General features: G+C 63.0%; 20 protein-coding genes and 1 tRNA gene. 14 read left to right on the plus strand and 7 right to left on the minus strand.

What is annotated here, in order from left to right:
- Nucleotides 1-627: hypothetical protein (locus tag VLU25_18495; GenBank protein ID HSR69924.1), on the minus strand; the 627-nt coding region annotated here is incomplete at its 3' end.
- Nucleotides 628-815: 188 nt separating this feature from the next.
- Here VLU25_18495 and VLU25_18500 point away from each other — a divergent pair.
- Nucleotides 816-1,739 (plus strand): TlpA disulfide reductase family protein, encoded by a 924-nt coding sequence (locus tag VLU25_18500; GenBank protein ID HSR69925.1) that lies wholly within the window; start codon nt 816-818, stop codon nt 1,737-1,739.
- 5 nt (nt 1,740-1,744) lie between these two features.
- Here the strand turns inward: VLU25_18500 and VLU25_18505 are convergent, their stop codons facing one another.
- The 3 genes from VLU25_18505 to VLU25_18515 all read right to left on the minus strand — a co-directional run bounded on the left by VLU25_18505 (nt 1,745) and on the right by VLU25_18515 (nt 4,981).
- Nucleotides 1,745-4,054 (minus strand): TonB-dependent receptor, encoded by a 2,310-nt coding sequence (locus tag VLU25_18505; protein ID HSR69926.1) that lies wholly within the window; start codon nt 4,052-4,054, stop codon nt 1,745-1,747.
- 83 nt (nt 4,055-4,137) lie between these two features.
- The gene (locus VLU25_18510; GenBank protein ID HSR69927.1) at nt 4,138-4,488 is read right to left on the minus strand and encodes a hypothetical protein; all 351 of its coding nucleotides are present in this window, start codon (nt 4,486-4,488) and stop codon (nt 4,138-4,140) included.
- 37 nt (nt 4,489-4,525) lie between these two features.
- The gene (locus tag VLU25_18515) at nt 4,526-4,981 is read right to left on the minus strand and encodes a hypothetical protein (protein HSR69928.1); all 456 of its coding nucleotides are present in this window, start codon (nt 4,979-4,981) and stop codon (nt 4,526-4,528) included.
- Between the two features lie 276 nt (nt 4,982-5,257).
- Here VLU25_18515 and VLU25_18520 point away from each other — a divergent pair, with 276 nt between their 5' ends.
- The 11 genes from VLU25_18520 to VLU25_18570 all read left to right on the plus strand — a co-directional run bounded on the left by VLU25_18520 (nt 5,258) and on the right by VLU25_18570 (nt 15,772).
- Nucleotides 5,258-5,554, plus strand: coding sequence for a hypothetical protein (locus VLU25_18520; protein ID HSR69929.1), 297 nt, complete (start codon nt 5,258-5,260; stop codon nt 5,552-5,554).
- Nucleotides 5,555-5,684: 130 nt separating this feature from the next.
- On the plus strand, nt 5,685-7,298 hold the full coding sequence (locus tag VLU25_18525) for an OmpA family protein (GenBank protein ID HSR69930.1): 1,614 nt from the start codon (nt 5,685-5,687) through the stop codon (nt 7,296-7,298).
- 212 nt (nt 7,299-7,510) lie between these two features.
- Complete coding sequence (locus VLU25_18530) at nt 7,511-8,101, plus strand: YqaA family protein (GenBank protein ID HSR69931.1); 591 nt, start codon at nt 7,511-7,513, stop codon at nt 8,099-8,101.
- 11 nt (nt 8,102-8,112) lie between these two features.
- Nucleotides 8,113-8,189: transfer RNA gene (locus tag VLU25_18535), tRNA-Pro, on the plus strand.
- Nucleotides 8,190-8,214: 25 nt separating this feature from the next.
- Nucleotides 8,215-8,481 carry an acylphosphatase gene (locus tag VLU25_18540; GenBank protein ID HSR69932.1) on the plus strand — a complete coding sequence of 89 codons (267 nt, stop codon included), beginning with the start codon at nt 8,215-8,217 and terminating at the stop codon, nt 8,479-8,481.
- 6 nt (nt 8,482-8,487) lie between these two features.
- On the plus strand, nt 8,488-9,003 hold the full coding sequence (locus VLU25_18545) for an adenine phosphoribosyltransferase (GenBank protein ID HSR69933.1): 516 nt from the start codon (nt 8,488-8,490) through the stop codon (nt 9,001-9,003).
- A gap of 191 nt (nt 9,004-9,194) precedes the next feature.
- Complete coding sequence (locus VLU25_18550) at nt 9,195-10,859, plus strand: TolC family protein (GenBank protein ID HSR69934.1); 1,665 nt, start codon at nt 9,195-9,197, stop codon at nt 10,857-10,859.
- A gap of 102 nt (nt 10,860-10,961) precedes the next feature.
- On the plus strand, nt 10,962-12,917 hold the full coding sequence (locus tag VLU25_18555; GenBank protein ID HSR69935.1) for a histidine kinase: 1,956 nt from the start codon (nt 10,962-10,964) through the stop codon (nt 12,915-12,917).
- Nucleotides 12,918-12,938: 21 nt separating this feature from the next.
- Complete coding sequence (locus tag VLU25_18560) at nt 12,939-14,042, plus strand: SpoIIE family protein phosphatase (protein HSR69936.1); 1,104 nt, start codon at nt 12,939-12,941, stop codon at nt 14,040-14,042.
- Nucleotides 14,043-14,669: 627 nt separating this feature from the next.
- On the plus strand, nt 14,670-15,422 hold the full coding sequence (locus VLU25_18565; GenBank protein ID HSR69937.1) for a LytTR family DNA-binding domain-containing protein: 753 nt from the start codon (nt 14,670-14,672) through the stop codon (nt 15,420-15,422).
- 137 nt (nt 15,423-15,559) lie between these two features.
- Nucleotides 15,560-15,772 carry a hypothetical protein gene (locus tag VLU25_18570; protein HSR69938.1) on the plus strand — a complete coding sequence of 71 codons (213 nt, stop codon included), beginning with the start codon at nt 15,560-15,562 and terminating at the stop codon, nt 15,770-15,772.
- An 11-nt stretch (nt 15,773-15,783) separates the two neighbouring features.
- Here VLU25_18570 and mtaB read toward each other — a convergent pair whose 3' ends face one another.
- Together mtaB and rlmN are read right to left on the minus strand one after the other, a co-directional pair.
- Nucleotides 15,784-17,130: a tRNA (N(6)-L-threonylcarbamoyladenosine(37)-C(2))-methylthiotransferase MtaB gene (mtaB, locus tag VLU25_18575; GenBank protein HSR69939.1), complete on the minus strand. Its 1,347-nt coding sequence runs from the start codon at nt 17,128-17,130 to the stop codon at nt 15,784-15,786.
- A gap of 15 nt (nt 17,131-17,145) precedes the next feature.
- Nucleotides 17,146-18,186 carry a 23S rRNA (adenine(2503)-C(2))-methyltransferase RlmN gene (rlmN, locus tag VLU25_18580; GenBank protein HSR69940.1) on the minus strand — a complete coding sequence of 347 codons (1,041 nt, stop codon included), beginning with the start codon at nt 18,184-18,186 and terminating at the stop codon, nt 17,146-17,148.
- Between the two features lie 26 nt (nt 18,187-18,212).
- Here rlmN and VLU25_18585 point away from each other — a divergent pair, with 26 nt between their 5' ends.
- Complete coding sequence (locus VLU25_18585; protein ID HSR69941.1) at nt 18,213-19,001, plus strand: MBL fold metallo-hydrolase; 789 nt, start codon at nt 18,213-18,215, stop codon at nt 18,999-19,001.
- Between the two features lie 12 nt (nt 19,002-19,013).
- Here the strand turns inward: VLU25_18585 and VLU25_18590 are convergent, their stop codons facing one another.
- A complete protein-coding gene (locus VLU25_18590) occupies nt 19,014-19,424 on the minus strand; it encodes a septal ring lytic transglycosylase RlpA family protein (protein ID HSR69942.1) in 411 nt (136 codons plus the stop codon).
- Nucleotides 19,425-19,538: 114 nt separating this feature from the next.
- Between VLU25_18590 and asd the strand changes: the two genes are divergently transcribed.
- Nucleotides 19,539-20,597, plus strand: coding sequence for an aspartate-semialdehyde dehydrogenase (gene asd, locus VLU25_18595; GenBank protein ID HSR69943.1), 1,059 nt, complete (start codon nt 19,539-19,541; stop codon nt 20,595-20,597).
- The last annotated feature ends 2 nt before the right edge of the window (nt 20,598-20,599 follow it).

Here is a 20,599-nt window from a genome sequence, read left to right on the forward strand (position 1 = left end):
GTCGCGGCATTCAAGCAGGGTGAAGCGCTGCCTCAGTTCGCGCTGGCGGCCGATTTCCTCGGCTTCTTGCCGGCTCAAGTCGACGAAATAGTCCTCCGCCGGGCGGCTCTCGCTCTTCAGCCAACGGCTGAAAGCCTCCACATTGCGGGGACGATGGTAACGTCCCCGCTGGCCCAAACGGGGGAGTTGCATCTCGACGGCACCTTCCAGGTGACGCAAGGCGACTTCGCCATTGGGCGTGTCGTAAAGGGAAAAAGCCCCCAGCATCTGATGGGTCAGGCGCATGCTCGAGCCATCGCGCCCCGAGAGAAAGAGCAGGACCTTTTCCCCCTGTGCGAAAGAGGGCATTCCGTAGAGTTTCAAGCCCACGTCACCGACGATGCCGCCGGGGACGTCGACTTCGATGCGCCCGGACAGACGGCCGCGTAGGCTTTCTTCCACTCCCAGGGTATAGCGCGTCCAGGGAATCCCGTCCTGCATCACCCCCTGGGCCTGCAAGACCTGTCCGATGACAACGGCCGACGAGCGGCTGGCCAAGTCGGAATCGCTGACCATTACGTAAGAGGACGCCAACGCAGTCAGCGTCAGCGCCCCAGCCAAAAACGCGAGGACGAGAACTCGTTTCATCACTCCTCCAAAAAGATAAGTTGGCGGTTCCCACGAGGCCCGCCCCCCGATTGCTTCGACCCCTGTAGGCATCCTGAAACATTGTAGCGGCTTCGTCGCGATTGTGCGAAAAAAGGCGCATTTTCAAGAGAGGACGGCCACAAGGATTGGAACCCGGCGAGGACTCCTTCGTCAAGAGAATCAAGGAAATGAATCTCTCGCGAACTTTGCCAACATACTCCATTCTGCTGACGGCAGTGGTTGTGGCTTGGGCCAACCCCCCATCCGGAAGCGGGCTTTCGGCCTCCCCCCAGGGCTCCGCCAAGACCGTTATCCACGAGCGCGTCGAGGCCATGTTGGCCTCGGAAAAGGGCAGAGTGCTCTTCTCGGAGATCTGGTCCGACCAGGACCTTTCTCGAGAGGCCCGCGTCTACGCCGCCCGCCTCTACGAGGTCTTCTTCCGCCTTCCCGCCCGCATCGAAACGGTGCGCCAGAGCGACGGACGGCTCCCCAGTTGCAGGGAACTGGCCCAGGCCTTCGGATTGGAGGAAGATTCCGCCGCTCTGCTTCTCAGAGTCCTGGAGGCGGAACCCCGTCTGCCCCGTATGGTGGAGCTTGACCCAGAGGGAGAGCTGCAATCGGTGGACGCCGCCAAACTGCAGGCCTTCATTGAACAGAACAGCGTCCCCGTGCGCGTCAGCGACTGGCAGGGAGTAAGCTTCCCCTCCCTCGACTTGAAGAACCCCTTCAGCGGATCTCATGGGTTGCAGGCGGGCAAGCCCCGCCTGGTTTGGCTGTGGGTGACGCGCTGCCCGGTGTGCCGCCGGCTGGCTCCCTCCATCGTCGAGCTGGAGCGGGAATTCTCCAGTTCAGAGCTGCAGATCGTCGGCTACAACGCCGACGCCGTACTGGGCCTTCAGCCCGACGACGCCGAGCGGAGCCAGTACGCCCGGGAAGAGGGGATGGCTTTCCCCAACTACCTGCTCGACCGGGCGAACTGGGAGGCCATGGGCGGCGTCAACATCTTCCCCTCGGTCTTCCTGCTGGACGCCCAGGGACGGGTCGAGCAACTGCTGCTCAACGTCAACGACCCCCAGGCCCTGGTGGAGAAGGTCCGCCGCTGGATGCGCTAAGGCGTCTAAAACAACTCCACCGTGTAGGCCAAGCTGACGCCTCTCCCGATCTCGGGCGCGAAGTCCTTGATGAAGGAGAGATGGTTGCGGTAGAGCTTGTCGCCCACGTTGTAGACGTTGAGGGAAAAGTGGTGCAGCAGATGGCGCCCCGGCAGGGTGTAGGAGGCTGCCAGGTTGACGACGCCGTAACCGCCGGTGGGCGTCTCGCTGGCGAAGATGTCCTCCTTGCGCCCGTCGGCCACCACCCACTCCGGCTTGAAGCTGAAGCCGTCATGCCGGAAATCGACGCCCAGCCTGGCCCGCAGCGGGGGAATCCTGGGAAGCGATTCGCCGCTGCCGGTCAACTGGGCATCCACCGTGTCGAGTCCGAAGTTGAGCCAGACCGAGTCATGGACTCCCACGTCCAGGCGCAGTTCGGACCCTACAAAGCGTGAGTCGCCCTGGGAAAAATCGGCTTCGATGAGACCGTCCTCGATCTGGCCGGTGGGAGCCAGGAAAACGAAATCGTCGATGTCGTAGTAGAAAAAGCTGGCTTCGGCCCTGACGCGGCCCTTGGAATGACGCAAAGACAAGTCGAGGCCGTTGCTGCGCTCTCTCACGAGGTCGGGATCGCCCACCTCGAAAGCCAGATTCCCGACGTGGGGGCCGAAGTTGTAAAGCTCCTCCAGGGCAGGGGCTCGGTAGGAACTGACGAAGTTGGCCACGAAGGCGCCGCCCTCCCAGAGGTCGAAGCGGGCCCCCACGCCCCCCGAGAGGCCGGTGAAGTCGCGGTCGGGAAGACGCAGCAATTCCGCCTCGCCGCCCTCATTCCCCTGTCCCCGGAGTTGCGGGCCCTGGGGCTTGAATCGATTGTGCTCCAGACGGCCCCCGAACTGCAGCTTGACGTGTTCGAAGTCGATCTCCTGCAAGGTGAAGAGGGCAAAGGCGCTCTCGTCGACGGGCGGCGAAAGCGCCTCCTCTCCGCTGACGTCATAGTCTCGGCTCAGGCCCCAGAAACCGAAGCTTCCGGAAAGCAGACCTCTTTGGGCCTGCTGAAACACCCCGCGGTAGACGAACTGCCGGTTTTGGAAGGCCGTTCCCACCTCGATCTCCTCTCCGCCATCGAAGACCTCAAGCTCGTCATGGCCCCAATCGGTGTAGTTGAGGGAGAGTTTGAAGGAGTTGATCCATGAGCCGAGGCTGCGGAATCCGCCGGCGAAGCGCAGGTTGTGACGACGAAAGGCCACGTCGACAGCCTCCAGGTCTTCTTCTTCGCCGCCGTCGCCTTCTCCCTCCTCCTCGTGTCCGTGGAACTCCTGGGCGAAGGGGATGCCGTAGCGGCCGTCATTGTAGGTGTAGCCGAAACTGGCAAAGGCTTTCTCGCCGTAGTAGCCGAGGCCGGCCCTTGCGTTGCTGATGCGAGAAGCCGAATTGGTGATCTCGCCTTGAGGCGTCTCATAGTCTCGGGTTCTCTGGCCGCCTCCGCCAACCCAGAAGAGCCACTGTCCAACACCGTGCTCGGCGGTCAGGCTTCCTCCCAAGTGCCGGTCGGCGCTGCCCGCCACCGTCGACACCTTGGCGCGGGTGCCCTCATGGGGCTGGGTGTGGACCTCGAAATGGCCGCTGAGGGCGTTGACGACTCCCCCCAGCGCGTTGCTGCCGTAGAGAAGCGTGGCCGGGCCTTTGAGGACCTCCAGCCTCTCCAGGCTGGTGGAATCGATGGGCTCGCCGTGGTCGCCGGATTGGGAAGCCAGCGAACCGACCCTGATCCCGTCCTGCATGATCAGGACACGGTCGCCGTCGAAGCCGCGGATCACCGGCCTCGAACTCCCCGGACCGAAGCTGCGCTTGGACACGCCCGGCTGATCCTTGAGCACTTCGCCCAGGCCGGGAGCGTGGCGGCGGCTGAGGTCGATCGAATCCAGCGAACTGACCGACTGCACCGCTTGGAAGGCCGTCTGCTGGATGTCTTCAGCCGTGACCGTGATTTCGTGTTTAAGGGGAGTCAGCTCCAGGGCGAAGTCGAGGGAGCGCGTTTCCCCGGAGCGGACTTCGACGGCGGCGCTTGGTGCCGTCAGAGAATTCGTGTAAGCGATCACCGTGTAGGATCCAGCCGGAAGCTGCATCGCATAGCGCCCTTCGGCGTCCGTTTCGACGACCTTGCTCAATTCCACCACCATGACGGTGGCGGAATGGATCGGCTGTCCGTTGTTGACAAACCTAACCTGACCTTGCAGGCGTGCCGAGTCCTGGGCCGAACTGACTCCGGCCCAGCAGATCACAAGCGCTGCCGGCAAATACAAAAAGCGCAGCGGCCGCATTCTTAGAAACATCATGTAAAAACCCTCCGCCGGACGCACTCCTATTGCATCCGGCCTGCTGCTTTCAGCAAAAAACTTGAATCCGTAGACTGGGAGATTTAGACGGTGGAGGGCGGTCGGGGGGGGCCGCGGGGGCGCAGATCGAGTTCGGTCCCGATCAGGAAATGAGGATCGGAGTCGGGGTGGGCATCCAGCCGAGCCCAGGTGGGCAGAAGTTCCGGTGCCTCCACGCTGGGGGCCAGACTCTGCTGGTGGAGGCAGAAGTGGTTGTGGTCGCCAGACTGGACGCAGACCAGATCGAGACCGGAGTCGCCCCTGGGATGCCGGTGGTCGGTCTGGGAGGCCTCCTCGATGGGATGGGCGATCTCCACAGACTGGCTGGCGGTGAAACAGAGGAATGCCAGGACAAGGGAAACAGCAATCAGGTGTCTGAGCCGATGTTTGGCCATGGCAAGTCTTAGTTTATATCACCTCCGGCCGCGCTTGTCAGCGGCTGTGAGCCAAGGTGCGGGCGCCGTCCTCGAATAGCACCTCGATCTTGTCAGGCACCGCCTCCAGGACGATGCCCATGCCGAAGCGGGAGTGGTCGATCAGCTCCTCGTTTTCGAAGGTGGCCGTCAATTTGTAGCGCCGGGCCTTGGAGGTATCTCGTTCGGTGATCAGCGTGTTCCAGTTCTTGCCCCCGGGCCCGCGGGTGCGGCTGGTCTTGGACCTGGGACCTGAGGACTTGGCCTTGCTCTTGCTGGAAACCATCTTGACGCCTTTCTTTGTACTTTTCTTGCTGCTGGGAGCTTGTCGAAAGTTATGGTTCGATTTGCAGGTGAGACATTGCACCCGGGCAGGCCGGCTGCCCACCATCGAGACGATGACGTGCTCAAGAGTGAGCTTGCACTTGGTGCACCAACTGTCGCAGTTTCTCCCTACCTTGTACTTCGTGGCCATGCTTCCTTCGCCCTCCTCAGCCGTCTCTTTCACACTCTCCAAAACGCGTTCGCCCCTCGTCATGGAGGGGCGCCTTAAGTGACAGTGTACGAGCCCGAGGGGGATCTTTCAAGGCGGCCCCTGAGAGCTGCGGACAAGGCCTTCCTCGGCCCGGCATTCAGAAAGCTTCGCAGATCGGCCTATCGGGCACGTCTATAGAGAGGCGGGACGCATCATCGGCCGGCTTGCCGCCAAGCGTCCCCGGCGAGCCGGCCCCAACAGGAGAGGAGGCAATCCATGTCCTCTGCAAAGTCCCCCCGCAAGAGGGCCTCGGACCCGCGCCCTGCCGTCCTGCCCAGGGACAGCGACTGCCAAGACCAGTACGACGAAGAAGAGGCGGTCTTTACTCCGGTGGGCATCTTCCGCCTCGTCCACCTCGACAGCCCCGACGCCGACACCATCGCCCGGCGGGTGGCCGACTTCGATCCCCAGGAGTTCTTCAGCCTCGACTGCCCGCTCTGCCGCAAGATACTGGAGGAGGGAGGCGACGTCGTCTACAACGGCTCGGAGGTGGAGGAAATCGATTTGTTGTAGAATTCGCGGAGAATCGCCCGGAGCCGTTTCCCCGCCGGAGGCGGCTCCGGTTCGCTGGTTTCGTTTCCGATGACTGGCCCGAAGTATTTGAGATAAGGCCCGTAGTATTTGAGATAAGGAGTATCGCTCCATGAAGAAGTCAGCCCTGTTATTGCTCATCGCCACCCTCTCCACGGCGCTTTGGGCGCAAGAGGTCCAGGAGCAGCTCAACGTGGTGCGTTTTCCCGAACGCAAGAGCGTGCAGATCGAAATGCTGCGCAGTACGTTTCTGCCCGATGCCCGCATGAAAGCCAAGATGGAATTCAAGGAAGGCCAGATGCGCATCGAAGTCGAGTACGACAACATGAAACCCGCCGTGCTCTTCGGAGGCGACGTGACCGCCTATGTGCTGTGGGCCGTCAATCGCGACGGGGGAGCCGAAAACCTGGGCGAGCTGTGGGTGCGTCCCCAGGAGCGCGACGACAAGGTCCGCTACTCGACAGGACTGCGCACTTTCGCCCTGATGGTCACCGGAGAGCCCTACTACCAGGTCTCCAGACCCTCGGCCATGGTCATTTTCAAGAATGCCCCCAGTTCGGAGCCGCAAGCGCCCTCCAGCCAGCTCACCTACAACAATTTCTCGCCCGCCCCCCGCCGCGGCTTCGACAATCTCTCGCCCGTCGACTATGACGGGGACAAGCCGCTGGATGTCGTTCAGGCTGAAAAGGTCTACCAGTTGGCCCAGGAACTGGGCGCCCGGGAGTACGCCCCTGATATCATGTCCGAGGCCTCTCTGACGCTGCGCCAGTCGCAGCAGATGGCCCGCTCCTCCCGCAGCCGCGGCGGCGCCCGCGAGTTCGCCCGCAAGTCGGTCGCCTCCAGCAACGAGGCCATCAAGATCACCCTGCGCCGCAAACAAGCCGAAGAACTGGAGCGCCAGATCGCCCAACGGCAGGCGCGCATGGAAGAACTGCGTGAGGAAGCCGAAAGCGCCCGGGCCAGGGCCGAGAGTGCCCAGGCCGATGCAGAGGAAGCTCAAGCCAAGGCCGCAGCCGCCGAAGAAAGGGCCCAGCGGATCGCCGCTCAGTCGCAGCAGGAAATCAGCCGCCTGCAGAGCCAGCAAGAGCGGCTGAGGGCCGAACAGGCCAGCCTCGAAAACGAGAAGCGGATGGCCGAGAACGCCGTGCGGCAGGCCCGCCAGGAACTGGAGCGGCTGGAAGACCGTCAGGCCCGGTTGAACCGCGAGAACGCCCAACTGGAACAGGCCCTGGAAGACTTGCGCCAGGAAAGGGAAACCTTGCGGGCAGGCATGCAGGATCTGAGAGAAGAGAAGGAAACCCTGGAAGGCCGTCTGCAAAACGCTCTCTCCCAGGTAGCCGATACCCGCAACTCGGCCCGCGGCTTTATCGTCAACCTGCCCGACATCCTCTTCGACACCAACAAGGCCGATCTCAAACCGCAAGCCCGTCTGGTGCTGGCCAAGCTGGCCGGCATCCTCCTCATCATGCAGGATCTCAACCTTCGCATCGAGGGACACACCGACTCCACCGGCACGGCTTCCTACAACCTCAGGCTGTCGCAGGAGCGGGCCGATTCCGTGCTCGACTTCTTGGCTGAGCAGGGACTGGCTTCGACCCGCATGAAAGCCGTCGGCTACGGGCTGGACCGGCCCATCGCCGACAACTCCACCGCCCGGGGCCGTCAGCAGAACCGGCGTGTGGAGATCGTCATCGCCGAAGGAGTGGTGGCCGAAGAAAGCCGCTGAGAAGAGTCTGGAGAAGGGACCGGATTTGGAGAACGACACGAAAGATGAACGGGGGCAATTTGTTCGTACTTGAGTCGTATCCGGCCCCTTCTCCTCGGCATCCATCGGATGCACTTCTCTAGATGCCTTTCCCGACGAGGCGGATTCATTATTGACTTAATATTGTCTATGCTTTGTCTACGAAACGGGCCGCGCTCTCGGAGAGCCTGCCGATGAGGTGGGTCCGCAGACTATATGACTGGGTCTTGAGCTTTGCCGAGAGCCCCTATGGTACCTGGGCCCTTTTCGCCATCGCCGTGGCGGAGTCCTCCTTTTTCCCCATCCCTCCCGATGTCCTGCTGATCGCCTTGGCGGTAGGGGCGCCCCGCCGCGCCCTCTTTTTCGCCCTGGTGACGACGGCGGGCTCGGTTTTGGGCGCGGGCATCGGCTACTGGATCGGCTATCAGTTCTTCGAACTGCTGGGTCGGCCCATCGTCGAGTTTTACCAGATGGAAGAACAGTTCCAGAGCGTCCAGCAGCTCTACCGCGATTACGACGCCATGGCGGTGGGCATTGCGGGGTTCACGCCCATTCCTTACAAGGTGTTTACGCTGGCAGCGGGAGTCTTCCAGCTCAACTTGCCCATTTTCTTCCTGGCCAGCCTGATCAGCCGCGGCCTGCGCTTTTTCCTCATCGGCCTGCTGATCCTCTATTTCGGACCTCACATCCAGCGCTTCATCGACCGCTATTTCAACCTGCTGGCCGTCCTCTTCACCGTCCTGCTCATCGGTGGATTCCTGCTCATCAAGTATGTTATAAACTAGAGCTTCGCATACGGGGCGTGGCGCAGCCTGGCAGCGCGCACGGTTCGGGACCGTGAGGTCGGAGGTTCAAATCCTCTCGCCCCGACCATTCCCACCCAGACGGCACGTTCAACATGACTCGACGATATGTTCTTTGCGGCCGGGTTCAAGGCGTAGGATTCCGCTACTTCACCCAGCAAACCGCGGCCCGCCTGAGGGTTAAAGGTTGGGTGCGCAACAATCCCGACGGCACGGTCGAAGTGGTGGCCCAAGCCGATTCCGAGACCCTAGATGAGTTCAAGAGCCATCTCAACCAAGGTCCGCGCTTCTCCGAGGTCGATTCGATTCGGGAAGAAGAGGGTCCGGAGAAGGACTTCCAGTTATTCACGATCGAAAGGTAGGCAGCCATGGAAGAATTGAAAAAGAAGATTCGCGAGGTGCCCGATTTTCCCAAACCGGGCATTCTGTTTTACGACGTCACCACCTTGCTGAAAGACGCTCAGGGGTTGCGCCAGGTCCTGGACATCCTTTCCGAGCGCTACCACGGGGCCGGAATCGACCAGGTGCTGGGCATCGAGTCGCGGGGATTCATCTTCGCTCCCGCCCTGGCCGCCAACATCGGGGCCGGATTCATTCCCGTGCGCAAGCCCGGCAAGCTGCCGGCCGAGAAGCTTTCCCACTCCTACGACCTGGAATACGGCTCGGACACCCTTGAAATACACCGCGATGCCATCGAGGCCGATCAGAACATCCTCATCGTCGACGACTTGATCGCCACCGGCGGCACGGCCGCCGCTACCGTCGAGATGGTGAAGAAGTTGGGAGGCAGCGTTCACGAACTGGCCTTCCTGGTAGAATTGGAGTTCCTCAACGGCCGCTCCAAGCTGGACGGACACAACATCTACTCCATCCTCAAGTACTGAGGCGGCTCCGCCCCGTCCGCCCGTGACAGCACCCCGCCAGCCCCGGTTCGGCTCCCATTCCATCATGATGATTGGTGACCTGAATCTGGACGTGCTGCCGCGCAAAGAGGATCCCTCTCTGACCCCGTGCTGTGTCCCACACCCGTCCGCCGAACCAGGGGGCCGCAACCAAGACAACCGGAGCACTCGCCATGATGACCCGCGTTACCGCTTTTTTTCTGGCGCTGCTGGGCGCCTTCCCGGCGGCCTCGCCGCTGTGGGCCCAAGGCCGCTGGCACCAGGACCAGCCGCGCCGTGAAATCACAACTCCCGACCTGCACGTCATGGGTCGCGTCGACGCCGGAAAGGTCTACCTGAGCCAGCGCCAGGCGGTTGAAATGGCCCTGCGCAACAACCTCGACATCAACGTCGAGCGCCATCGGCCCCTCTCGGCCTTCTGGGAAATCGAAGCCCGCCGCGGAGTCTACGATCCCGAGTTCCTCTTCAATTTCGACTGGCAGCGCACCACCCAGCCCACCGCCAGCCTGTTGGCCGGAGGGGAGAGCGTCACCGACGTCGACACCCGCTATGAATTCGGCTACCGGCAGGACCTTTCCTCCGGAACCCATTTCGAATTCGAATTCAACGCCAACCGCAACAGCACCACCAACTCCTTCGCCGATCTGGTCCCCGCCATTGCCACCGACTTGGCAGCCACCTTGCGCCAGAACCTGCTCAGGGGCTGGGGACGGATCGACGCCGACTACGACATCGAAATCTCGAGCAACGATCTCGACATTTCACGCCACGAGTTCGAGACCCGCGTAGCCGACGTCGTCCTTGCGGTGCAAGAGGGCTATTGGGAGCTGCAGTTCGCCCTCGAAGACATCAAGGTGCAGGAAGAGTCTCTGGAATTGGCCCAGACCACCATGGACCAGAATCAGGCCCGTTTCGAGGTGGGTTCGGCGGCCCGCGTCGAGGTGATCGAGGCCGAGGCCGAGGTAGCCGCGCGCCGCGAGCAGCTTATCCGATCACGCTTCAACTACCGCCTGGCCCAGGACCAGTTGATCCGCCTCATCACCGGGCTTGAGGACCCCCGCGCCTTCCCGGGCGAGATCGTGCCTTCTCAGGACATTTATCAACCGCCTCCCGTGGCCTCTCCCTTCCCCCAGCTCATGGAGCAGGCCCGCGGCAACCGTCCTGAGCTGGCTCGGGCGGGCTTGCGGATTGAGAACTCGCGCGTCCTGCTGGAGCGCTCCCGCAACCGCCTCAAGCCCCAACTCGACCTGCTGCTTTCCTACCAGCAGTTCGGCCTGGGGGGACGCCGTCTCATCCGCGACTTCTCGGGCGGATTCATCAACGCTCCCGTCATCGACATCCAGCCGGGAGGCGCCGGCGATTCCTTGGAGCAGCTCTTCGGCGGCGACTTCTACGGCTACCTGGTGGCTCTCGACTTCCGCCTGCCCCTGGGCAACAAGGCGGCCCGGGCCCGGAACGCCCAGGCTCAGATCGCGCTGGACCAGGAGCAGTTGGCACGCCGCTCGCTGCTGCAAGAAGTGGCCCTGGAAGTCCGCCGGGCGCTGACCGAGATCGAGATGAACAGCGCCGGCGTGGAGGCCGCCCAGGCCGCCGTGCGCCTTTCCCGCGAGCGTCTCGACAGCCAGCAGGCCCGTTTCGACGTGGGCATGGCCACCACCCGCGACATGATCGAAGTGCAACGCGATCTGACCCAGGCCGAATCGGTGCTGATCCGCAACCGGGTCGACCTGATCCAGAGCAGCCTGCGCCTCCAGCGCGCACTGGGATCGACCCTTTCCACGCAAAACATCTCCCTGGGCCAGGCCCTGGAGCAGAACCTGCGAGGCCCCGGCCGATAAGAGGGCGGCCACGACCATTGACCTGCTCAATTCAACCGTTGAGCGCTGCGACGTAGATTGCCGGCGCATCCAGTCTCATAATGGCAGGGTAAGGAAACGGATATGGATGCTTACTCCTGGATTGCGCTCTACCTCAGCACCTTCGGCGTAGTGGCCTTTTCGGTGCTGACCTACATGACCTTGAAGGCCGAGAAGAAGCCGCCTCTTTTCGAGTTGGTTTCTTCACTGGCCATCAACATGCTCTCCATCTTCTGGTTTCTCCTGGGAATCATCGACGCCGTTCCCTACCTGGGAAAGCTTGTCCAGCGACAGGCCTGGCAACTTCTCTTCACCGAGGCGGCGCTCTTTTTCCCTCCCCTCATTTGCCAGATCTTCTATGCGTCCGAAAGAAACAAACTGAACCGCCAATGGCCCTGGCTGGCCGGCCTTGCGGTTTCCTGGCTGGGAGCGCTCTATTCCGTCTCTCAGATCCTCGGCGTCATTCTGGGCTGGAGCACCATCTCGGGAGAGCGGATAGGTACTTTCTTCCAATTGGGGTTTTCTTACACAGCCGTCTTCTGCATCGCCCTCATTCTGTGGGTCAAGAGAACCGAGAAGAAGGAGGCCAAACTCCCGACCGAGGAAGAACGCCGCAGCGTCTATCGCCGCAGAATGATCTTCCTGCTGGCCGTGCTGCTGGCGCTGCCGTTCACTTTCTGGCTGCCCATGCTGCGGGAGGTCGGATTCTTGGTGGCCCGCACCATGCCCCTCACCTTCGTTTTCGTGGGCCTTTATTACCAGCAGCGCTACGAGTTCTTCGACCTGGTCGTCAAGCGGGGGCTTTTCTTCTTCCTGGTGTTCGGACTGCTGCTCATTTTCTTCGTCGGACTGCCGGCCCTCGTGCCCGACTTGAGGGCCGACGACGAGGGAGCCCTGCTTCTCACCCTGGCCTTTCTTCCCTTGGCCCTGTCGCTCCCCATGCTCTCCCGTCTCTTGTCGCGCAAGCTTGACCAATGGTGGTTTGGACGCCAGTTCGAAGCCACCGAGGCGGCCAAGGAATTCCTGGGAGCCGTGCGCGATTCTACCGACGAACAGAGGCTGCGAACCCAATCCGGACGCATTCTGGGGGAAATCTTCCTGGCTGAGGCGAGGGTTGAAACCATCGGGACGCGAGCCGGCGAGCAAGAGAGCGAATTGATACGAGGGGACGAGTACGGTTCCATCACCGCCTTGACGGTGCCCATTCAGGCCGATGGAAGAATCTACGGCTACATCCACATGGGGGAGCGGCAGAGCCAGACACCGTACTTCCGCAGCGATCAGAAACTGCTGCAGACGCTGGCCGAGATCCTGGCCCGCATGCTTGAAAACCTGCGTTTGCAAGAGAAGCGCAAACAACAGGAGAAGCGCGAGCAAGACCTCAAGCTACACGCCAGCCGCTCCGAACTGAAAGCTCTGAGGGCCCAGATCAATCCCCATTTTCTCTTCAACGCCCTCAACGCCATCGCTTCCCTGATTCACCAGAAGCCGGAGCTGGCCGAGGAGACGGTGGAGCAGTTGGCGGAAGTCTTCCGCTACACGCTGCGCCGTTCCGAACAGGAATGGGTGCTGCTGCAGGACGAGTTCGATTTCCTCAGCGCCTACCTCGACGTCGAGCGGGCCCGCTTCGGAGACCGTCTCCAATACGAAGTCGAGTTGGAGGAAGAGGCCGCCCAAATCAAGGTGCCCGGCATGATGGTGCAGACGCTGGTCGAAAACGCCGTCAAACACGGGCTCTCTTCGGTGCGCGGCGTCGGGCGCATCGGCATCTCAGCCCGCAGGCAGGGCGACCGCCTGATCCTCAAGGTCAAGGACAATGGTCCCGGATTCGATCTCGAGGAGGGGCTGAGCCGTCCCGATGAGCGGCGTCGCGGCGAAGGATTCGGACTGAAGAGCGTCCAGCGCCGCCTGCGGGGATACTATGGGAGGCAGGCCCGGCTGGAAGTCACCCGCGACCGGGAAAACAGCCTCACCGTGGTGCGCATCGAAATGCCCGCCGAGAGCGACAGCCAACAGATGGCGCAGGGCCAGGCAGGCTGAGAGCCTGTGGTGAAAGACGATATGATCAGAGTGATGTTGGTGGATGACGAGCAACCCGCACGCAACCGTCTGCGTGCCTTGCTGGACGGTTTCGGCGAACTGCAGGTGGTGGGCGAAGCAGCGGACGGCATGGACGCCCTGCAACAGATCGCCGAAGTCCGTCCCGACTTGGTCTTTCTCGACATCCAGATGCCGGGGGCCAGCGGAACCGAAGTGGCGGCACGCCTGCCGGCGCCCCGTCCGCGGGTGGTCTTCTGTACCGCCTTTGACGACTACGCGCTGGACGCCTTCGAACTGCACGCCGTCGACTACCTGCTCAAACCCGTCACCCGCAAGCGGCTGCAGCGAACCGTGGGGAAGGTCAAGGACGCGCTGGCCTCGGCACGGCGCGGCCGCGAAATGGAACGAGCCAAGGGGGTGCAGCAACAACTGCTGGAGCGGGGCTACCCCACCCGGCCCGGGCTGCAAGTGGGCGCCGTCTGCTGTCCGGCCTCCGAAGTCGGCGGCGACTATTACGACTTCATCAGCCTGCCCCAGGACCGGCTGGGCGTGGCCCTGGGAGATGTGTCGGGCAAGGGCGTCCCGGCCGGACTGGTGATGGCCGGCCTGCAGGGACGGCTGGAAACCCTGGCATCCCAGCATGGCGGTCGGGTAGACTCGCTGATCGCGGAACTGAACCGGCGCACCTGGCGAACCACCCAGCCCAGCATGTACGTGACCTTCTTCTATGGCCTCTTCGATCCGTCGTCGGGGCGCTTCAGCTATGTCAACGCCGGCCATCCGCCCGGCTTGCTCTTCCGACCGGGCCGAAGCGTTCCGCAGCGCCTGGAAAGCGGGGGCACTCCCGTGGGACTCTTCGCCTCTGCCGACTACCAGCAGGAAGAAGTGGTCTTGGAGCCGGGGGACACCATCGTCCTCTACTCGGACGGGCTGATCGAGGCGGAGGACTCCGAGGAGGAGGAGTTCGGCCTGGAAAGGGTGGCCGAGTCCGCCGCCCGGGCCCTGCAGGGCTCGCCCGAAGAAATCTGCAATCATCTCATCGAGCAGGTGCGCCGCCACAGCGGCTCCCCCCAGGACGACTGCACCGTGCTGGCTTTGAAGGCTGCGGACCCTCCTTCGCCATAGGCGACGCAGGGCAGGGCTGAAAAGGCCTCCTTCCCCGCTTGATAGGCTGGTGCAGTGCGTCAGAAGTTTTGAGCCACCCCGTCGCGTTATTCCACGCTTTTCGAGGGTGTCGGACTTTTGCCGTCTGAAACCCAGGGTGGCGCCGCCGTCTCGCTCGCGCTCGCCGGGGCTGACCTTGGCTGGCGAATTGCACCCCTTCGGGGTTCTTTCGAAATTCGCATGTCGCACCTCGAACTTGGCAAGGCCCCGGCTCAGAATTTATGACCGCCAGCACTAGGAAGGGCACGGCAAGGCCAGGGAGGGACGGGAGCAGGCCACCCGCCAACGGGCCGGTGATCACCGATGGCAGCGACTGCGTTGAAAGTCAAGTCCGGGCTCCCTGAAGGGGGGCGATTCACCGGCTCCTCCTTCGCCAAGGCTCCGGAGGGCAGGCAGCGACTGCGTTGAAAGTCAAGTCCTGGCTCCCTGAAGGGGAGCGATTCGCCAGCCCAGGGTGAAGCCCGCCGCAAACGAAGTGCGCAAGGGCGCAACCCTGGGATTCACCGTCAAAACCACCAAACACTGAAAGTGTGAGATAAAGTTAGGCATCGATCAGGTTCAGATCGGCACTGTCCAGGAGGAACCGAGTTGAAGGCTTTGATCGTAGACGACGAGGCGCCGGCACGGGAGCGCATGCGTCAATTGCTGACGGCCTTTGACGATGTCGAGGTGGTCGGCGAGGCCGGCGACGGGCAAGAGGCGCTGGAGGCTGTTGAAGCAAAACATCCGGACGTCGTTTTTCTGGACATCCAGATGCCCGGCATCAGCGGCCTGGAAGTAGCCGCTTCCCTACCCTCTCCGCGTCCTCTCATCGTCTTCTGCACGGCCTACGACCAGTACGCCGTGGACGCCTTCGAGATGTTCGCCCTCGACTACCTTCTCAAGCCGGTTTCGCGGGCCCGCCTCAAGGAATCCGTGGAACGGGCCCGCTTGCGTTCGTCCTCGAAGCAGGAGACCCAGGACGCAGGTCTGGAGGACCGCCTCGACGAAGCCGTGCGCAAAGCGGGCCGTCCCATACGCTTTCTGGCCCGCCACAAATCGGGCTTTCAGGTCGTGCCCGAGGCCCAGGTCCTCTACTTCGGGACCGAGGAGGGCTACACCAAACTGTGCACCTCGGATAAGGAGTTCTGGATCGATCCCACTCTCACCGATCTGGAAAAACGCCTCGATGAGTCGCTCTTTTTCCGCATCTCGCGCTCGGCGCTGGTGCGCCTCGACGCGGTAGCCCAGGTCGATCCCATGCCCGGCGGGCACGGCCAGCTCACCTTGCGCAACGGCACCCGCCTGGACATCTCCCGCCGCCGCATGAAACCTCTCCTCGACTGCCTCCAAACCGGCTGAAGTCCCGGCAACGCTCGATCCGCAAGATCGGCCCTCGAATATCGCTCAGCCGCATGGATGGCGCGTTATAGAGAAGGGAGCGCGACAAGCGCCAAGGGAAAACCGGACAAGGCGTCGAAGCTCTGTTGCGGGGCCAAGTGGAGGAAGGCAAATCGGTGCTGCGCGACTACATTAACGCCACCATCGGTTTCATTGAACTGGGCAAGCGCACCGGGCGCTCGTCCAAGAGCCTCATGCGCATGTTCTCCGAAAGCGGCAACCCTCACATGCGCCACCTCTTCCGAGTCATCAGAATTCTCCAGGACTGGGAGGGCATCCGCCTGCAAGTCGCTGCTTCGTCGGCAGCCTAAAGCCGCAGCCTCTAGCCCAGGACCAATGCGTTGTCGGTTTCGCGGAGGGCCTGGCCTTGGACCAGTTGGTTGCCGGAGTAGGAAGCGGGGAGGAGGGCTTGGATGTAGTTGCCGGTCAGGGCCAGGCGGGAGCCGTCGGGAGCCGTGTCGGTGAGGGTCAGGGCTTGCAGGCGGCGTCCCAGGAAGGAGCGGCGGAAGGCCGCTTCCTTCTGGTCGCTGAGCGCCCGGAACTGGGCCGAGCGGCGCTTGATCTCCCGAGGGTCGACTTTGCCTTCCATCGACGAGGCCTTGGTCCCGCTGCGGTCCGAGTAGGGGAAGACGTGCAGGTAAGTGAAGGGCATGCGGCCCACGAAGTCCAGCGAACGGCGATGCTCTTCTTCGCTCTCTCCCGGGAAACCCACGATGACGTCGGTGCCGATGGCGGCGTGAGGAATCTTGTCGCGGATCTCTTCCACGATAGAGGCGAAACGGGCCGTGTTGTAGGGGCGCAGCATGCGCTTGAGCACCGAATCGCTTCCGCTCTGCAGGCAGATATGAAAGTGGGGAGCGATCTTGTCGCTGTCGGCGGCCAGGTCGATGATGCGGCGCGAGAGTTCCATGGGCTCGATGGAGCTGACGCGCAGCCATCCCAGCCCCTGCATCCCGGCGATCTCGCCCAGCAGCCGGTCGAGCGGAAAGCGCGGACGCAGATGCATCCCGTAGGTGCCGATATGGATTCCGGTAAGGACGATCTCGCGGAAGCCGGCCCCGACCAGGCGGCGGACCTGCTCCAGCACCTGCTGGGGGGGCACGCTGCGCGACGGCCCCCGCACCGAGGGAATGATGCAGTAGGTGCACTTGGCGTCGCATCCGTCCTGGATCTTGACGAAGGGCCGAGTGCGTCCGCCCACCTGGGTGGCCGGCGTCCAGTCGATGGCCCGCACCTTGGCGAAGTCGTCGCTGTAGACCGCCGCCATCTCCCGCCTCGACACGCCCCGCTGCGATGCGTTCCGCGGCCTCCCGTCGGCGGGCCGAATCGAGATTCCCTGGGCCAGTTGCACCAACTCGCTCTTGCGGGTGTTGCCCACCACGGCGTCGACGCCGCGGATGCGGGCCAGCGCCTGCGGCTCACGCTGCGCGTAGCAGCCCGTCACCAGCAGGCGGGCGGCGGGATTGTCTCGGCGCAGGCGCCGGGTCAGTTGGCGCACCTGCTGATCGGAGCGGTGGGTGACAGTGCAGGAGTTGACCACCACCACGTCGGCCTGGGAGCTGTCTTCGGTCTCGCTGTAGCCGCGGTCGAGGAAGTCCTGGCGCAGAGCCGCGCTGTCGGCCTGGTTGGTGCGGCATCCGAAAGTGGCGATGTGGAACTTGCGGGACATGATGCAAAGACAGGATTAGACGGCGGCCTCTTCCAGGTGGGCCAACTGGCCGCAGGCGGCTGAAACGTCATCGCCCCGCGTCTTGCGGACGAAGGCCGATACCTGCCGGTCGACCAGAATGCGCTGAAAGCGCTCCACCCGCTCAAGCGGGGGGCGGCTGTGGGGCAGTCCGGGATTGGGGTTGTAGGGAATAAGATTGACCTTGGCGCGCATGCCTTGCAGCAGTTGGGCCAGACGCCTGGCGTCCTCGTCGGAGTCGCTCTCGCCCGCCAACAGGACGTATTCGAAGGTCAGGCGCTGGTCGGCGCGCCGGCTCAGCTTGCGGCAGACGTCGAGCAGCTCGGCCATGTTCCACTTGCGGTTGATGGGCATGATGCGGCTGCGCATTTGCTCGGTGGTGGAATTGAGCGAAATGGCCAGCTTGGGCAACCGTTCCTCCTGCAGCATTCGCTTCATCACCGGCACGACCCCCGCCGTCGAGACCGTGATCTTGCGATAGGAGAGGTCCATCCCCTCCTGATCGATGAGCAGGCGGAAGGCCTTCATGACGTTGCGGTAGTTGTAGAGCGGCTCGCCCATGCCCATGAAGACGATGTTGAAGCCTGTATCGGGCACCACTCCCAGGTGGATCAGAGTCAGCACTTGACCCACGATTTCGCCCGGCGTCAGGTTGCGGCGGAACCCCATCTGGGCGGTGAGGCAGAAGGTGCAGCCCACGTCGCATCCCACCTGGGAGGAGATGCACAAGGTATCCCGCTTTTCTTCGGGGATGTAGACCGACTCGATGTGCCGGCCGTCCTCCAGGCGGAAGAGAAACTTGATGGTGCCGTCGGAAGCCTCCCAGCGCCGCTCCACCTGCAGCGGACCCAGGGCGCACTCCTCCCTCAGCCGGCCTCTGAAGTCCTTCGACAAGTCGGTCATGTGTTCGAAGTCGAGGAGCTTGCGCCGGTAGATCTGATGATAGAGCTGTTTTCCGCGAAAGGGCTTTTGGCCCATTCGTGCGGCCAGCGCGACTAATTGGTCGCGATCCAGGCCCACAAGATGATTTTTGTTCATACCCGCCTGTTAGATTCTAGCGCATCGTGAGAGTGTGTGTTCTGGGATCGGGAAGCAGCGGCAATTGCACTTACGTCGAGACGCGGCGCACGCGCCTGCTCATCGACAATGGCTTCGGACCGCGCAGCTTAAGGCGCCGTTTGCAGGAGGCCGGGCTTCCCATCGACCATTTCGATGCCTTGCTCATCACCCATGGCCACATCGACCATTGGAAGGGGGCCGAGGCTTTCGTGCGCGTCTACCAGGCACCCGTCTACGCCAATGTGGGCACCCGCAACGAGGTAGCCGAACTGCAGCAGATCGACCGCTGGGAAGAGTTCCGCACCGGGGAGCCCTTTGTGGTCGGCGACGTCGAGGTGGACCCCTTCCCTGTCCTCCACGACGCCGCCGATCCCGTTGGCTTCCGCCTGCGCGCGGCGGGCCTTGCCGGCGCCGTGGCCACCGACCTGGGCAGCCTCACCGAGGCGGTGGAAGAGCGCCTTTCGGCCTGCGACTGGCTCATACTGGAGTCTAACCACGACGAAGAGCTGCTGCGCCTGGGCCCCTATCCCTGGAGCCTCAAGCAGCGTCTGACCAGCCGCTTGGGCCACCTCTCCAACCGCGCCTTCGCGGGATTCCTATCCCGCTTCGACGGCCAAGCCCGTCATGTCTTTCTGGCCCACCTGAGCCGCAACAACAACGACCCCGACATCGCTCTGGACACCGCCCGCCAAGGCCTGAACCGCCGCTCCACCGGCACTTTCCACGACCTCTGGAACCCCATCCAACTCCACCTGACCCACCAATCCCGCCCCACTCCGGTTGTGGAATTGTAAGGTTCCCCTTTCTCAGCGCAGGACTTCCAGGCGGACCGGGACGACGCCGTCGCGGACCATGGCCAGTTCTTGGGCGGCGCGGTAGGAGAGGTCGATGATGCGGCCCTTGCGCAGGGTCGAGATGGGGTAGCGGTCGTTGATCTTAACCACCACCGTGCGTCCGTTCTTCTGGTTGGTGACGCGGACGCGGGTTCCGAAGGGCAGCGAGTAGTGGGCTGCGGTGAGCTTGTTCTTGTCGAAGCGCTCGCCGCTGGCGGTGGTCTTGCCGTGGTATCCGTCGCCGTGCCCATACCAACTGGCCAAGCCTTCCTGCACGCGTCCGCTGACCTGGCGGGTCAGCGCCACGTCGCCGCGCTTCTTGCCGCAGCCCGCCAAGAGCAGCCCGGCAGCCAGGAACCAAATTGCAACAAGCCTGCCGTTCATATGAAATACTTACCATCCAGGTCTGTCGCCACCCCTCGGCTGCGACAGGCGCGGAGGGAACTTCGGAAGTGTGCCCCCATCCAAAGAGACTAGACAGACGAGAGGACGAAAGAGTTGAGCGAGAGGTTAAGGGTCGGGATTCTGGGAGCTACGGGAGCGGTGGGGCAGAAGTTCGCGCTGCTGCTGGACGGGCATCCCTGGTTTGAGATCGGGGCGCTGGCGGCCTCGGACAAGCGGGTGGGCGAAGCCTACGGCGAAACGGTCAATTGGAAGCAGGCGGCGCCCATGCCGGAGCCGCTGCGTCACATGAAGGTGCAGTCGTGCAGCGACCAGCTCGACTGTCCCGTGGTTTTCTCGGGACTGGATTCGTCGGTAGCCGGAGAGATCGAGCAGGAGTTCGCCCGCCGCGGCTGCTGGGTCTTCTCCAACGCCAGGAACCACCGCATGGACGAGGACGTCCCGCTGGTGATCGCCGAACTCAATCCCGACCACCTGGAACTCATCCCCGTGCAACGCCGCAAGCGCGGCTGGCGGGGAGCCATCGTCACCAACGCCAACTGCTCCACCATCGCGCTGGCCATGGCGCTGGGTCCGCTGCAGCAGGAATACCCCCTCGACAGGGTGCACGTGGTGACCATGCAGGCGCTTTCGGGAGCCGGCTACCCGGGCGTCCCCTCGCTGGATATCCTGGCCAACGTGGTGCCCTACATCGGCGGCGAGGAAGACAAGATCGAGAGCGAGGGACAGAAGATCCTGGGACGCCTGAGGGGGGGGCGCATCGAGCACGCCGACTTCAGGGTCAGCGCCCAGGCCAACCGGGTGGCGGTAGAAGAAGGCCACCTGGAATGCGTCTCGATTTCCTTTCGCGGCAAGGCCCCCTCGATGGATGAAGTGAGGAGCTGCTGGAGCCAGTTCCGAGGCGAGCCGCAGCGGCTGGGATTACCTTCAGCTCCGCCCCAGCCGGTAGTGGTGCGAAACGAACCCGATCGCCCCCAACCCCGTCTTGACGTGTGGACTCAAAAAGGCATGGCTACCGTCATCGGACGCCTGCGCCCATGCCCACTGCTCGACTACAAGTTTCTGGTTCTGGGGCACAACACGGTGCGGGGCGCCGCCGGTGCCTCGATTCTCAATGCCGAGTACGTGTTCCGAGACCGTTTTTTAGGCCAATGATC

This window comes from Acidobacteriota bacterium (assembly GCA_035471785.1).
Lineage (GTDB): Bacteria > Acidobacteriota > UBA6911 > RPQK01 > DATIPO01 > JANQFM01.